This window comes from Patulibacter sp. SYSU D01012 (assembly GCF_017916475.1).
GTDB lineage: Bacteria > Actinomycetota > Thermoleophilia > Solirubrobacterales > Solirubrobacteraceae > Patulibacter.
Genome location: NZ_JAFMTB010000001.1, coordinates 172,235 through 186,428 on the forward strand (window position 1 = coordinate 172,235; position 14,194 = coordinate 186,428).

A 14,194-nucleotide genomic window follows, 5' to 3' on the forward strand; every position below is an offset into this window, starting at 1 on the left:
CCCGGCGTTCCTGCCGGGCCGGGGCGGCCGCGAACGGTCGGGGTCTACGGCGTCAGGGCGCCGGTGCCGCTGCCGTCAGCCGCGCCCGCGGCGCCGTCGGTCGTCCCGCCGGCCCCGCCGTCGACGCCGCCGTCCGTGGTGCCGCCGGCGGCGCCGGACCCGGTCGCGCCGCCGGACCCGGTCGACCCGCCGGTGCTGCCGCCCGTGGCGCCGTTCGTCGTCCCGCCGGCGGCCCCGGACCCGGACGTGCCGGCCGCCCCGCCCGACGAGGAGCCCGACGGCGTGGTCGTGCTCGCGCCGCTGTCGGGCTGCACGCCCTGCGGGTTCTTCCGCGCGTAGTCGGCGCCGACGATGACGACGACGTCCGGGATGTCCTGCACCGCCGACCGCGTGTCGGCGCTCATCGCCTTCACCTGGCGGCTGGAGAGCTTGAGGATCCCCGCGATCGCCAGCGCGGCCTGGCGCCGCTGCCGCGAGCCGGATCCAGCCTTGTACTCGACGGTCGTCGTCGCCTCGGACTTCGGCGCGCCGTTGACCGTGTAGTTGCTGGCCTCGCCCATCTCGAAGCGGCGGTTGTCCAGGATCTGGCTGACCGTCCGCGCGAGCCCGTCGGTGCCGGACGCGTTGAGGACGGTGACGTTCGTGTCGGCCGGGCTGAACCGCTGCGTCGGCTCGTCCTTCGCGGTGCGCGTCGCCGCGGCGGTCCCGCGGTCGGCCTGGTCCTTCGGGTCGTCGCCGCCGCCGAAGACGCCGAGGGCGAAGAGGATCGCCACGACGACGACGAGGCCGACGGCCGCGACGCCGATGAGCTGCGGGATGGAGCGGTCGGAGCCGCCGCCGTCGCCGGAGCCCGCGGTGCGGGACCGGGCGTTCGCGCTGGCGGCGCGGCCCGCGGCGGTCGCCGCGCCGGGCCCGCCGGCGGCCGGGACCACGCGCGTGGCCTGGCCGCCGGCGCCGACCGGGGCGCCGGGCCGCGGCGGGGTGGGGCGCGGCGTCGCACCCGGGGTGCCGGGGGCCGGCTGGCCGGGCGCGGCGGCCCCGCCCGGGGCGCCGACGGGCGCGCCCGGGGTGCCGGGCGGCGCGGGCGGCGCGCCGGGGGCCGCGGGCCGGGCGGCGGTGGCGCCCTGGGCCGCGGCGGCCGGCACGGCGGCGCCCGCCGCCTGGCCGGGGAAGCGGTTGACCGCGCCGTTCGGCCGCGCCTGGCGCAGCTCGTCGTCGATGCGCTGCTCGAGCGACGTCAGCCGCTCGGGCGAGGTCCCGGCCCATTCGCGCAGGCGCTGCAGCTCGCGTCCCTGCGCGAACACGAGGACGGCCATGGCGACGACGGCGATGAGCGAGGCGAAGCCGACGTACGGCCCGATCGTGTCGAATTTGCTCGCGAAACCGGCCGCCAGCGCGGGGACCTCGAAGGTCATAGCGGACCAGTGTAGGCGCTCGCGCTGGGATCGACGTCACGCGTGGTACCGGCCTTCGCCGGTCCCGCGTGCGTCTCCCGCAGCTCGGCGACCTTCGTCGCGACCCCGCGCGCGTCGCCCTCGAGGACGAGCAGCGCGATCTCGTCGAACATGTTCTCGACCACGTCCGGGGCGAACTTCTCGCGGTCCGCGGCGCGGATCCGGCTGGTCCCCGTGGACCGCGGCGTCTCGAACGGGTTGAACAGCTCCTCGTGGAGCTTCTCGCCCGGTCGGGGGCCGACGATCTCGATCGCGATGTCCTCGTCGGGCTTCAGGCCGGACAGCTCGATCATGTCGTGCGCGAGCTGCAGGATCTTCACCGGCTCGCCCATGTCCAGCACCAGGATCTCGCCCGTCGAGCCGAGCGATCCGGCCTGGATGACCAGCTGCACGGCCTCGGGGATCGTCATGAAGTACCGGGTCATCCCCGGGTCGGTGACCGTGACGGGGCCGCCCTTGGCGATCTGTCGCTGGAAGATCGGGACGACCGAGCCGCTCGAGCCCAGGACGTTGCCGAAGCGCACGCACGAGTACCGGGTGCCCGTCCAGCGCTGGGCGGCGCTCTCGACGGCGAGCTCGGCGAGCGCCTTGCTCGCGCCCATGACCGTCGCGGGCCGGACGGCCTTGTCCGTCGAGACGAGCACGAAGCGCCCGACGCCGGCCTCGCCGCACAGCCGCGCCATCAGGCGGGTGGCAATCGAGTTGTTGCGCACCGCCTCGACGGGGTTGAGCTCCATCAGCCCGACGTGCTTGTACGCGGCGGCGTGGAAGACGACGGTCGGCGCGTGCTCGGCGAGCACCTCGCGGATCCGCTCCCCCTCCTTCACGTCCGCGATGACCGACGCGACGGTCCCCTCGGGCACCTGGCGGTCCTCGAGCAGCTCGCGCTCGATGCGGAAGAGGTTGTCCTCGGCGTGGTCGAGCAGGATCAGCCGCGCGGGGCCGACGCGGGCGATCTGGCGGCAGAGCTCGGAGCCGATCGACCCGCCGGCGCCCGTGACCAGGACGGTCTCGCCGCGCAGGTACGCGCCGACGCGGTCCAGCTCCATCACGACGGGATCGCGGCCCAGGACGTCCTCGACGCGCACCTCGCGCACCTGGCGGACCGCGGCGCCGGGTCCGGCCTGCAGCAGCTCGAAGACCGTCGGCAGCGTGCGGACCGGCACCCCCCGGTGGCGGCCGGCGCGCAGCACCTCGGCACGCAGCGTGCCCGGCGCGGAGGGGATGGCGATGATGATCTCGTCGGGCTCGACCTCGTCGATGACGCGCGGCAGGTCGGCGATCCGGCCGAGCACCCGCACGCCGTCCACGCGGGTGCGCTGCTTCTGCTCGTCGTCGTCCACGAAGCCGGCCGGGCGCAGGCCCAGCTGCGGGTTGCGGACCATCTCGCGCAGCACCAGCCGGCCGCCCTCGCCGGCGCCGACGATCAGCGCGGTGCGCCCCGACCCGCGGGTGCCGAAGAGGAAGCGCCGCTCGGCGACGGCCCGGACGACCACGCGGACGCCGACGACGAAGAGGATCCCGGCGACGATCGCCGCGCCGTAGATGCTCGGCGGCGGGTACGTCGTGGTGATCCCCTGCGAGCTCGGCCACGTCGCGGGCTGCACGATCCCGTTCAGGCCCAGGAACAGCAGCAGGCCCAGGACGACGCCCTGGCCGGCGCGGAAGTCGTCGTGGCCGTCGGTGTGCCGCCACGGCCGGTGGTAGCCCCCGAGCGCCCAGATCGCGAGGACCACGCTGATCCCGACGAGGAACCAGGTGTGGTTGAACAGGTTGGAGAACTTCGGCGACGCCTCGGAGACGTGCCGCAGGTCGAACCGCAGGCGGAAGGACAGCCAGTACGCCGCGACGGCCAGCACGAAGTCGACCAGCGCCTGCAGGGGCGTCAGCCGGTGGAACGTCAGCGCTGCGGGGCGACGGCGCATCCCACCGATGATCGCACGGACCCCCGTGCCGGCACCGTGGGTCCTCGCACGCGGCGGGCCCAGGGCGGCCCGCGCCCCCGCGCCGCGCGGCCTCGCCCACCCCGTGGGCGCCCCGCCGCCGCGACCACGTGGCGCCTCGCCGCTCGCCCCTTGAGCGGCGCCTACGGTCGACCCGTCACCATGCGGGCGTGGCCTCCGCACCCCGCACGCCCGCGAGCCCCCGTGCGCCCCGCTCGCCGCGGCCCGCCCGTCCGGCCCGGCCCGCGGTCGCCGCCCCGCGCCGCCGCCCGGTGCCGCTGCTGCTCGTGCTCGTGGCGTTCGTGGCGATCGGCGCGCTGCTCGGCTGGATGGGGCGCGAGGCGAACAACGGCGCGTTCCGCGGGTCGTGGGAGTTCTCGCGACTGGGCGGCCCGTGGCTCGTCGGCGCGTTCGTCGCGGGCGCGCTGGCCGGCTGGCGCCGGCGCACGGGCGGGCTGGTGCTCGGCGTCGTCGGCGGGGCGGTGGCGATCGCCCTGGGGTCGCTCGCCTACTACGGCATCTCGATCTGGTGGGAGCACGTGCCGGACCCGCGGCGCGCCGCCAAGCTCGGCGTCGGCTGGGCCGCGGCGGGCGTGGTGATCGGCGGCGCGCTCGGCCTGGTCGGCGCGCTGTGGACGACGGCGGCCGGCGGTCGCGCGCGCGACCTGCTGCGCGGGGCCGGGCTCGGCACGCTCGGCGGGCTGCTCATGGGCGAGTCGATCGCCCTGCTCTGGGTGTGGGACCAGGAGCCGCTGCGGGCGATGGCCGCGCTCGAGGGCCTGGCCGGCGCCGCGGTCGTGGCGGTCGGCGCGCTCGGCCGGTCCTGGCGGTTCATCCTGGCCGCGGTCGCGCTCGCCGCGATCACCGCGTCCGTGGCGCCCGTCGCGACGACGATGGTCCGCGACGCCCTGCGGACGATCGGCTGGGCGGGGGCGTAGCGCCGCGGAGCGCGGCCGCCCCGCCGTGGCCGGCGCCGCACGCCGGGACGGCCCGCCCGCGCCGGCTCAGCCGGCGGCGCTCAGCAGCAGGTCGGTGAGGATCCGCGGGTCGCGGCGGGTGCGCGCGGCGTCGGCGTCGGCGCGGTCGCGCTTGGCCAGCCGCACCTCCTCCGGGTCCTCCAGCCGCCGCAGCCGCCCCGCGGCGATGAGCGCGTCGTCGACCGCCCCGGGCTTGCCGTCGAACGTCGTGAAGACCGGGGTGCCCAGCGCGACGGCCTCGCGGTTCATCGTCCCGCCCGCGCTGACCACCAGGTCGGCGAGCGCCACGAGCGACGGGCCGTCGATCGGCCGCTCGGGGATGACGAAGCCGCCCGCGTCGCGCAGCTCGGCCCGCTGCGCGTCCGTGCGCGGCAGCACGACGACCTGCCCCTGCGCGCGCAGGCGGTCGAGCACGACGGCGAAGCGGTCGTTGTGGAAGCGGTGGTAGAGCGAGACCTCGGGCGGCGTGCGCACCACGGCGATCGGCGCGGACGGATCCAGGCCCAGCTCGTCCAGCACGGACGCGTCGGGCTCCAGGTCGGCCAGGTAGTACTCCTCCTTCAGCCCCGCGTAGGCGCGGATCTTGCCCGTCGCCCCGTAGGGGGCCAGCCGCGCGGGCGGGATGACGTCGGGCACCACCACCGCGCGCGCCAGGCGGCAGTTGATCTGGTGCTGGACCGTCGCCCACTCGTAGTCGAACGCCGTGGCGGACGGGACGCCCAGCAGCGCGGCGGCGACCGTGACGTCGTTGCTGCCGTGGCCGAGGGCCACGTCGAACGGCCGCGACCCGTCCGGGTGCCCGCCCACGCGGCGCGCCCACCGCAGCAGCGCCGTCGTGCGCGACGCCAGGCCGCGGGCCTTGTCGGGCAGCCGCTCGCCGCGGTGGTGCCCGATCGCGGTGTGCGCGATGCCCAGGCGGTCGCACAGGCCCAGGGTCTGCGCGAAGTCGCGCGCGGTGACGTCGACCTCGTGCCCCCGCGCGCGCAGGTCCTCGATCACCGGCCGCAGGACGAGGACGTGCGGGCTGTTGGTCAGGTCGATCCAGACGCGCATGGCTCGGGGGGATCGTGGCAGGTGGCCGCGGCGCCCCGCCCGTCCGGCCCCTCCGGGGCTCAGGCCAGGACCGCGCCGACCGCCGCGACGACCTCGGCCACCTGCTCCTCGGTGATCGTCGCGCTGACGGGGATCGCGGCGTGCGTGCGGGCCAGCTCGTCCGTCGCCGGCAGGTCGACCCCGCCGCCGGGCAGGAAGCGCGCCATCGGCGGCTGGCGGTGGACCGGCGTGCGGTAGTAGCCCCGCGCGCCGATGCCGCGCGCGTTCAGGCCCGCCACCAGCTCGTCCGCGCGCGGGGAGCGGACCACGTACAGGTGCCAGGCGGGCGTGGCGTTCGGCGCGGCCACGGGCGGCGCGACCAGCTCGTCCAGCCCGGCGCGGTGGTAGCGGACGTGCGTGGCGGCGCGGTGGGCCGCCCAGTCGTCCACGTGCGGCAGCAGCACGCGCAGGACCGCGGCCTGCAGCTCGTCGAGGCGGCTGTTGTAGCCGATGTCGACGTAGTCGACCTTGTCGGCGGATCCGTGGAAGCGCAGCGTGCGGACCCGCTCGGCGATCGCGTCGTCCTGCGTCGTGATCGCCCCGCCGTCGCCGAACGCGCCCAGGTTCTTCGAGGGGTAGAAGGAGAACGTCGCGACGTCGCCGAGCGCCCCGGGGCGAGCGATCGGGTGCGTCGGGTCGCCGTCGGCGGTCAGGGTCGAGCCCGCGGCCTGCGCGGCGTCCTCGAGCACCGGCAGCCCGGTCTCGCGGCGGATCTCCGCCACCGGCGCGACGTTGCCGAACAGGTGCACCGCGATGACGGCCTTCGTGCGCGGCGTCAGCGCGGCCTTCACCGTCTCCGGCGTCACGCACATCGTCTCGGGGTCGACGTCGCAGAAGACCGGCGTCGCGCCCGTGGGCGGGATCGCCTCGGCGCTCGCCCAGAAGGTGAACGACGGGACGACGACCTCGTCGCCGGGGCCGACGCCCAGGGCACGCAGGGCGATCGTGATCGCCTCGGTGCCGTTGGCGACGCCGACGGCGTGACGGGCGCCGAGCCACGCCGCGAACTCCTCCTCGAACGCCGTCACCTCGGGCCCGAGCACGAACGCGCCGCCGTCGGCGACGCGCAGGAGCGCCTCGTGCAGCTGCGGCCGCAGGGGGGCGAGCGCGGTGGCGGGGTCGAAGAGCGGGACGGCCATGCCGCAGAGGGTATGCCTCGCGGCGCCCGGGAACCGTGCGCCCGGCGACACGTCGAGCCCGCGGCCGCGCCCCGGCTCGCCGGGCGGCGCGCGGCCGGCGCACCGCCGCGGACGGACGACGGAGAACGCCGTGCACGGCCGCCGCGGGCCGCCGCCCGGGGGCGTACCCTGCCGTGCCGTGTCCGCGCCCGACCGCATCAGTCCCCGCCGCGGGCTCGCCGCCGCGCTGCTCGCCGGCGCGCTGCACGGGCCGGCCGAGGCGCTGCCCGTCTCCTCCTCCGCCCACGTCGCCTTCGTCGCCCGCCTGGCCGCGGGCCGCCGCGGACGCCGGCCGGCCGATCCCGAGCTGGCGAAGAGCGTCGAGGTCGGCGCGCACGCGGGGACGCTCGCGGGCCTGGCGGTGGGGCTGCGGCGCGAGGGCGGCCTGGTGGTGCGCACCGCCCTGCGCGAGCCGCGACTCGCCGCTCGCGCCGCGCTGCGGATCGGCGTCGCGTCGCTGCCCGCGGTGCTCGGCGCGCTGACGTGCGAGCGGCTGATCGAGGGCCACCTGGGCGGCGACCGCGCGATCGCGGCGGGCCTGGCCGCCGGGTCGGTGGCGATGACGCTGGCGGACGCGCGCCCCGCCGACGGCCGCGACTGGACGGACGCGACGCTGCTCGACGCGCTGGCGATCGGGACCGCGCAGTCCATGGCGCTGTGGCCGGGCGTGTCGCGCAGCGGCGCCGTCCTCACGGCCGCGCGCGCCCGCGGGTTCTCTCGCGCCGCGTCGGGCCGGATCTCGGCCGCGCTCGCCGTCCCCGTCGTCGGCGGCGCGACGCTGCTCAAGCTCGTCCGTCTGTCCGCCCGGCTGCGCGCGGGGACGCTCGACCGCGGGCAGGTCACGGTGCTGACGGCGGTGACCGCGACGGCCGCCGCGTCGGGCGTCCTGGCGGCCCCGACGGCGCGTCGCACGCTCGACGGCGTGCCGCTGGCCCCCTTCGCGGCGTACCGGGTGGCGCTCGCGGGCGCGCTCGCGGCGGCGGATCGCCGGTGGCGCCGCTGACCCGGCCGCCCGCCGTCTGCGACGATTCCCCGCGATGAGCGACGCCTACGCAGCCTCCGGGGTCGACACCACGCAGTCCGACGCGGGCGTCGGCGCGCTGGTCTCGGTGCTGAAGACGATCTCCACCGGCAAGCCCTCCACCTCGGTGCTCGGGTCCGGGCACTACGCGAGCGTGCTGCGCGTGGCCCCGAACCTCGGCGTCGCGATCGCGACCGACGGCGTGGGCTCCAAGCTCATCGTCGCCGAGGAGACCGGACGGCTCGACACCGTCGGCATCGACTGCATCGCGATGAACGTCAACGACCTCGTGTGCGTGGGCGCCGAGCCGATCGCGATGCTCGACTACCTGGCCGTGCAGGAGCCCGACGGCGAGCGCCTGGCGGCCATCGCGCGCGGCCTGAAGGCCGGCGCCGAGGACGCGGGCATCGAGATCCCGGGCGGCGAGCTCGCGGTGCTGCCCGAGCTGCTCAAGGGCCACCCCGACCCGCTCGGCTTCGACCTGTGCGGCACCGCCATCGGCACCGTCGCCCTGGACGAGATGGTCACCGGCGAGCGCATCCAGCCGGGCGACGCGATGATCGGCCTGCCCTCGAGCGGCATCCACTCCAACGGCTACACCCTCGCCCGCAAGGCGCTGCAGCAGGACGGCGGCCTGGCGCTGGACGATCGCCCCGAGGAGCTCGGCGGCGCGTCCGTCGCCGACGCGCTGCTCGAGCCGACGGTCATCTACGTCCGCGCCATCGTCGAGCTGCTGCAGAGCGGCATCGCCGTGCGCGGCCTGAGCCACATCACCGGCGGCGGCCTGCTGAACCTCGTGCGGCTCGGGCCCGACCGCCTCGGCTTCGACGTCACCGACCCGCTCCCGGTGCCCCCGATCTTCGGCCTGATCCAGCGGCTCGGCCAGGTCTCCGAGGCCGAGATGTGGGAGGTCTTCAACATGGGCTGCGGCTTCGTCGCGATCGTCCCCGAGGACCAGGTCGACGCCGCCTGCACCCTGCTGGACAAGCGCCACCACGGCACCCGCCGCATCGGCACGGTGTCGGACCGCCCGGGCGTCTGCACCGCGCCGGGCGGCGTCGAGCTGCGGTAGGGGCGGCCTACCCGACCCCGTCGACCGCGACGACGCGGCCGCCGCGGACGACGACGTTCGCCCGCTCGGGGCGCAGGTCGTCCGTGCGCGCCAAGCCCTCTCCGTCGCGTTCGACGACCCGTACCGCGCAGCCCCGCACGGCCGCGAGCGCCTGGGCGTCGCGGAGGGGCCGCCCCACGAGCGTGCGGGCGTCGAAGTCGCGGGGCGCGCGGGCGGGGCCGGCGACCGCCCGGCAGGCGGGCGCGTCCGGGGCGCGCGGCACCTCGCCGGCGCCGGGGGCGCGGGTCGGCGCGGTGGAGCGGGCCGTGGTGCTGCGGCCCGCGTCGCCGCCGCTCCCGTCCCCGCACCCGACCAGGCCGATCACGGCCGCGACCGCGACGGCTCCGCACAGCACGCGCATGGGAACAGCCTGCCGTACGTGCGTGCGCGGCGCCGACGGGAGCGCAGGAGGACACATCTCGCACACCCGTCCGCCCGGACGGCCCCGACCGACAGTTTGGTCACGCGCCGCCGATCGGCGGGGGCACGGGTCGGCGCGCGCCGGCCGCCGTCCCTATCCGAAGGCTTTCTCGTGCGTCACCCCCGGCGGTTCTTCCGCTCCTCCCTGCTCACCGCCGGCACCCTGCTGGCCGGCACCGCCCTGGTCCTGCCGGCCGGCGCGTCGGCGGCCAACACGCGGGCGTTCCCGGCGACGTTCGCGCCCGGTGTCAGCGCCAGCCTGCCCAACCCCAACGGCGACTCCGTGCACCTGCTCCACGGGGTGCCGGCGGCCGGCGCCGAAGGCGTCGTGCGGGTGGACATCGACAACGGCCTGCGCTTCGCCGAGCTGGTCCCGGACGACGGCAGCCTCGCCGCGCGGGCGGTCGTCTCCGCCGGCGATGTCGCCGCCCTGCCGTACGTGGGTGCCGGCCGGCTCAACCCGGACGCCGGCACGGCCACCGTCGCGGTGGTCCGGCGGCCGAACGGCGCCTGGCAGCTCGTCGCCTACGGCGCGAACGGCGAGGACGGCGCCGACGGCGCCGACGCCCTCACCAGCATCCTGCTGCCGGCCGCGCAGCCGACCGGCCTGACGGTCGGCCGCTTCGGGACGGGCCCCGAGGACCTGGTGGCCATCTCGTTCGAGACGGGTGAGACGCGCCTGTACGGCTACGCCGCCGGTGCCCTCGTCCCGCGCGGCACGTACGACGGGATCCGCGGGCCGCTCGCTTCGTGGGGCTTCGACGGCACGACGCGCCTGGGCATCGGCGGCGTCGACGGCAACGGCGACCCCTTCACGGCCGTTCCGACGTCGGACACCACCTTCGAGAAGCTCCCGACACCGAGCGGCACCGACCTGGCGAAGATGCAGGACTACGGGTCCCAGGACGTGGGCCCGGACGGCAAGCGCTGGTCGGTCACCCCGAACGGGATCGGCATGTCGTACCTGCACGGGTTCCGCCACGGCCTGATCAGCGAGGACCTGTACGAGTCGGTCGTCTCCCTGAACCGCGCGTTCGTCGCCCGCTTCGGCCGCCTCGGCAACGACGGGGTCCTGCGCGACACGCCGGGCGCCATCGGCACCGACGGCGCCCGCGTGGTCGCGCCGGACGCGTTCCACGACGACTTCGTCTTCGGCGTCGGCGGCCAGGACGGCACGATCGCCGACGTCGACGGCGACGGCCGCGACGACCTCGTCGTCGTGCGTTCCGACGCCACGATGGGCACGTCGGACGTCATCGTCTTCCGCAACACGACGGGCGACGCCGAGACGGCCGCCACCGTGGAGGCCAAGCAGTTCTCGCCGGCCCTGACGACGTACGCCCCCAATCCCAAGGCCAGCCTGGCCCAGTCCGGCACGATGACCTGGACGGCCCCCGACCGTGGCCTGCCCGACCAGGCCGAGTACCGCTGCGCCATCGACGGCGGCAGCACGCCCACGCTCCAGGCCTGCGACGGCACGTTCCAGCTGAAGGACCTGACCCCCGGCTGGCACACGTTCCACGTGCAGCGCCGCGAGTCCGGCTTCTCGTTCTGGGCGCCGGTCACCGAGCGCCATTTCCTCGTCCCCGCCGCGGCACCGACGTTCGTCAGCCCGCCGCCGGCGTTCGGCAAGGCCCCGACGGCGACGATCGAGCCCCGCCCGGGCAGCCGCCTGGAGTGCCGCGACGAGTCCGGTCTGCTCGACCCGGCGTCCACCACGGACGGCTGGACCGCGTGCGCCAGCCCCTACGGCGCCGACCTGACGGACGGCCCCCACGTGATCGCCTTCCGCTGGGTCGACGGCGACGACATCCCGTCCGAGGTGCTGCGGTGGAACGTCACGGTCGACCGCACCGCGCCGGACAAGCCCGTCGTCTACGGCCGCCCGATCCCGTCGACGCTCACCTCGACCTCGATCGGCTTCTCGATCGAGCAGGGCGCGACGGCCGAGTGCCGGATCGGCGACGCGAAGGAGTTCACCGCCTGCGCCCCGGGCAGCCTGCAGCTGCAGGGCCTGAAGCAGGGCACGACCCGGGTCGAGATCCGGCAGGTCGACGCCGCCGGCAACACGAGCGAGCCCGCCGTCGTGGACGTGGTCGTCGCGGCGCCGGCCGCGCCCATCGTCGAGGGGGGCCCGCTCGCGGCCGGCACCGCGGCGAGCTTCGTCGTGGCGCCCGTCTCCGACGAGACGGTCGCGGGCCCGAGCGGCGTCCTCGAGTGCGCCTTCGACGGCGGCCCGTGGGGCGTGTGCGGCGACCAGAACCGCTACAGCGGCCTGGGGCCGGGCGAGCACGTCTTCCGCGCCCGCCAGACGGTCGACGGCACGAACTCGAGCCCCGTCGTCGAGCGCCGCTGGACGGTCGCCGGCCCGGCGCCCGCGACCCCGGCGCCGACGCCCGCCCCCGCGGCCCCGCCGGCCACGCCGACGCCCGCCCCCGCGGCTCCCGCCGCGGCACCGGACGCGCCCGCGCCCGTCGTGCTGAAGACCCCGAAGGCCCCGGTCCCGGCGAAGGCCGCGACGGTCACCGGCCGCGCGCTGAGCGTCGGCTGCGCCGTCCCCGGCGCGACGGACTACCGCTGCGTGGTCACGGTGACGAAGGGCGGCAAGCGGCTCGGCCGCGCGGTCCGCACCGGTGACGGCGAGGTCCAGGTCAAGCTCACCCGCGAGGGCGCCCGCAAGGTCCAGCGCCTCGGCGGCCTGACCGTCAAGGTCAAGGTGCGCGCGACCGCCGGCGACCAGGCCACCACGACGACGAAGACCGTCCGCATCCTGCCGACGAAGGTCCTCGTCGTCCCGACCGACGGCCTCTTCGCCTTCGACAGCGCCAAGCCCACCGAGTCCGGCCGCCGCCTGGCGCGCACGATCGCCTCGCAGCTGCACGGCGCCCGCGAGCTGACGATCGTCGGCCACACGGACGCCCTGGGCCGCGACGACGTCAACCGTCGCCTGGGCCTGCGCCGCGCCGAGGCGTTCGCCGCCCTGCTGCGCCACGAGGGCCTGGGCGACACGAAGGTCGCCGTCGAGTCCGCCGGCGAGACGTCGCCGCGCGTGTCCAACGACACCGCCCGCGGCCGGCAGCTCAACCGCCGCGTCGAGGTGACCGTCCGCTACTAGGACGCCCCGTTCCCCCGCCGGCGCGTCCGGCGGGGGGACGCCCCGCGGCTGCGCCGGTGGCGTCGCCGCGGACGCGCCCTCGGGGACCGCCCGCGAGCCGCGGACGCCCGCGGCGGCGCGCCCGGCGCTCGGCCGCGGCCCTGCAAGCCGCCCTGCACCCGGCAAGAGATCGGCCAGCCTGCGCGGCCACCCCCCACGACCCGGCAAGATGCCCCTCGTGGACGCGATCTCGGCCGTCACCCGCACCCCCTCCCGGCCCGCCGACCCGACGGCCGCGGGGCCCGTGCGGTGAACGGCGGGGCACGAACCGGCGCCGAGCCCGCACAATAGGGCGGTCCCGGTGACCATCGACGTCGGCACACTGCTCGCGGATCGCTACCGCCTCGAGGCCCAGATCGGCTCGGGGGGGATGTCGACGGTCTACCGCGCCTTCGACACCGTGCTCGAGCGCACGGTCGCGATCAAGCGGATGCACCGCGAGATCGCCGAGAACTCGGAGCAGCTGGAGCGCTTCCGCCGCGAGGCGCGCGCGGTCGCCCAGCTCAACCACCCGAACATCGTCCAGGTCATCGACGCGGGCGAGCACGACGACACGCCGTTCATCGTGTTCGAGTACGTCAACGGCGAGACGCTGAAGGAGCGGATCCAGCGCGCCGGCCGGCTGCCCGTCACCGAGGCCGTCGCCTACGCCATCGAGATCGCCCGCGCCCTCGGCGCGGCGCACGAGCGGGGGATCGTCCATCGCGACGTCAAGCCGCAGAACGTGATGATCAACGAGGAGGGCGCGGCGAAGGTCACGGACTTCGGCATCGCCCGGACGATGGAGGAGCACGGCCTGACCGCCGACGGCCGCGTCCTGGGCACGACGGACTACGTCTCGCCCGAGCAGGCGATGGGCCACGACGTCGACGGCCAGAGCGACATCTACTCGCTCGGCATCGTCCTCTTCGAGATGCTCGTCGGCGACATCCCCTTCCACGGGGAGAACCAGGTCGCCGTCGCGATGAAGCACGTGCGGGAGGAGATCCCCGACGTGCAGCAGCTGCGCCCGTCCGTCGGCTCGGCCCTCGCCGCCGTCGTCGACCGCGCGACCGCCAAGGCGCTCGACGTCCGCTACCCGTCCACGGACGAGCTCGTCGCCGACCTCGAGGACGTCCTCACCATCGAGGCGGGCCGCCGCGGCGAGACGACGGGCGAGGCCACCGCGGTCTTCCGCAGCCTGCCGCGCGAGCAGCAGGGCCGCGCCAACCTGCGCCCGGGCCGCCGCAGCATCATCGTCGGCGCGGTCGTCCTGGTCGTCGCCGCCCTCGCCGTCGCGGGCTTCCTGTTCCTGGACGGCGACCGCACCACCCGCGGCACCGGCCAGAAGCCGCTCACGCCCACCGCCAAGGGCGACGTCGCGGTCTCGCTGGCCCAGGACGCCGCGCACGACTACGACCCGCCGCCCGGCGACAGCAACGAGCACGGCGAGACGACCGGCCGCGTCCTCGACAGCGACAAGAAGTCGTCGTGGACGACCGAGCAGTACCAGGGCGGCACCTTCGCCGGCAAGCAGGGCGTGGGCATCTACCTGGACGCCGGCGGCGGCTCGAAGGCCGTCGCGGCGACGAAGATGGAGGTCCGCACGCCCATCGGCGGCTGGTCCGCGACGGTGATGGCCGCCAACGGGGCGTCGCCGCCCGCGACCGCCGACGATCCGGGATGGACGACGGTCGGCGAGCTGCCGCGCGCGAAGGGCGGCCCGCAGGCGATCCCGCTCGACACGGGCGGCAAGCGCTACCGCTACTACCTGCTGTGGCTGACCTCGCTGCCCGAGGGCAAGTCCCAGGTCGCCATCAGCCAGCTGGGCCTGCAGCGGGCGCGCTGAGCCCCGCCGCCGGCCC

General features: G+C 76.4%; 10 protein-coding genes. 5 read left to right on the forward strand and 5 right to left on the reverse strand.

Translation table 11 applies throughout. The features are described 5' to 3' along the window. Positions 1 to 44 precede the first annotated feature (44 nt). Positions 45 to 1,415, reverse strand: a complete 1,371-nt coding sequence (locus tag J3P29_RS00685; protein ID WP_210491059.1) for a LytR C-terminal domain-containing protein — start codon at positions 1,413 to 1,415, stop codon at positions 45 to 47. Next, positions 1,412 to 3,379, reverse strand: a complete 1,968-nt coding sequence (locus J3P29_RS00690) for a nucleoside-diphosphate sugar epimerase/dehydratase (protein ID WP_210491060.1) — start codon at positions 3,377 to 3,379, stop codon at positions 1,412 to 1,414. Before J3P29_RS00690 ends, J3P29_RS00685 begins: the two co-directional genes overlap by 4 nt. 188 nt (positions 3,380 to 3,567) lie before the next feature. Here J3P29_RS00690 and J3P29_RS00695 point away from each other — a divergent pair, with 188 nt between their 5' ends. After that, the gene (locus tag J3P29_RS00695) at positions 3,568 to 4,335 is read left to right on the forward strand and encodes a DUF6518 family protein (protein WP_210491061.1); all 768 of its coding nucleotides are present in this window, start codon (positions 3,568 to 3,570) and stop codon (positions 4,333 to 4,335) included. Positions 4,336 to 4,401: 66 nt separating this feature from the next. On the opposite strand, the gene J3P29_RS00700 is transcribed toward J3P29_RS00695, so the two are convergent. Together J3P29_RS00700 and J3P29_RS19535 are read right to left on the reverse strand one after the other, a co-directional pair. Further along, on the reverse strand, positions 4,402 to 5,427 hold the full coding sequence (locus tag J3P29_RS00700) for a DUF354 domain-containing protein (protein ID WP_210491062.1): 1,026 nt from the start codon (positions 5,425 to 5,427) through the stop codon (positions 4,402 to 4,404). 59 nt (positions 5,428 to 5,486) lie between these two features. After that, positions 5,487 to 6,605 carry a DegT/DnrJ/EryC1/StrS family aminotransferase gene (locus J3P29_RS19535; RefSeq protein WP_246851379.1) on the reverse strand — a complete coding sequence of 373 codons (1,119 nt, stop codon included), beginning with the start codon at positions 6,603 to 6,605 and terminating at the stop codon, positions 5,487 to 5,489. Positions 6,606 to 6,783: 178 nt separating this feature from the next. On the opposite strand from J3P29_RS19535, the gene J3P29_RS19540 reads away from it, so the two are divergent. Both J3P29_RS19540 and purM read left to right on the forward strand, forming a co-directional pair. Then, positions 6,784 to 7,647, forward strand: coding sequence for an undecaprenyl-diphosphate phosphatase (locus J3P29_RS19540; RefSeq protein WP_349239739.1), 864 nt, complete (start codon positions 6,784 to 6,786; stop codon positions 7,645 to 7,647). Between the two features lie 34 nt (positions 7,648 to 7,681). Continuing rightward, positions 7,682 to 8,737 (forward strand): phosphoribosylformylglycinamidine cyclo-ligase, encoded by a 1,056-nt coding sequence (gene purM, locus J3P29_RS00715; protein WP_210491065.1) that lies wholly within the window; start codon positions 7,682 to 7,684, stop codon positions 8,735 to 8,737. Between the two features lie 7 nt (positions 8,738 to 8,744). Here the strand turns inward: purM and J3P29_RS00720 are convergent, their stop codons facing one another. Further along, positions 8,745 to 9,137: a hypothetical protein gene (locus J3P29_RS00720; protein WP_210491066.1), complete on the reverse strand. Its 393-nt coding sequence runs from the start codon at positions 9,135 to 9,137 to the stop codon at positions 8,745 to 8,747. Between the two features lie 171 nt (positions 9,138 to 9,308). Between J3P29_RS00720 and J3P29_RS20555 the strand changes: the two genes are divergently transcribed. Further along, positions 9,309 to 12,311, forward strand: a complete 3,003-nt coding sequence (locus tag J3P29_RS20555) for an OmpA family protein (RefSeq protein WP_210491067.1) — start codon at positions 9,309 to 9,311, stop codon at positions 12,309 to 12,311. 340 nt (positions 12,312 to 12,651) lie between these two features. Next, positions 12,652 to 14,178, forward strand: a complete 1,527-nt coding sequence (locus J3P29_RS00730) for a protein kinase (protein WP_210491069.1) — start codon at positions 12,652 to 12,654, stop codon at positions 14,176 to 14,178. The last annotated feature ends 16 nt before the right edge of the window (positions 14,179 to 14,194 follow it).

Bases quoted from the DNA above. Each gene is read 5' to 3' on its own strand.
- J3P29_RS00685 (WP_210491059.1), bottom strand. From the start codon at position 1,415: ATGACCTTCGAGGTCCCCGCGCTGGCGGCCGGTTTCGCGAGCAAATTC.
- J3P29_RS00690 (WP_210491060.1), bottom strand. From the start codon at position 3,379: ATGCGCCGTCGCCCCGCAGCGCTGACGTTCCACCGGCTGACGCCCCTG.
- J3P29_RS00700 (WP_210491062.1), bottom strand. From the start codon at position 5,427: ATGCGCGTCTGGATCGACCTGACCAACAGCCCGCACGTCCTCGTCCTG.
- J3P29_RS19535 (WP_246851379.1), bottom strand. From the start codon at position 6,605: ATGGCCGTCCCGCTCTTCGACCCCGCCACCGCGCTCGCCCCCCTGCGG.
- purM (WP_210491065.1), top strand. From the start codon at position 7,682: ATGAGCGACGCCTACGCAGCCTCCGGGGTCGACACCACGCAGTCCGAC.
- J3P29_RS00720 (WP_210491066.1), bottom strand. From the start codon at position 9,137: ATGCGCGTGCTGTGCGGAGCCGTCGCGGTCGCGGCCGTGATCGGCCTG.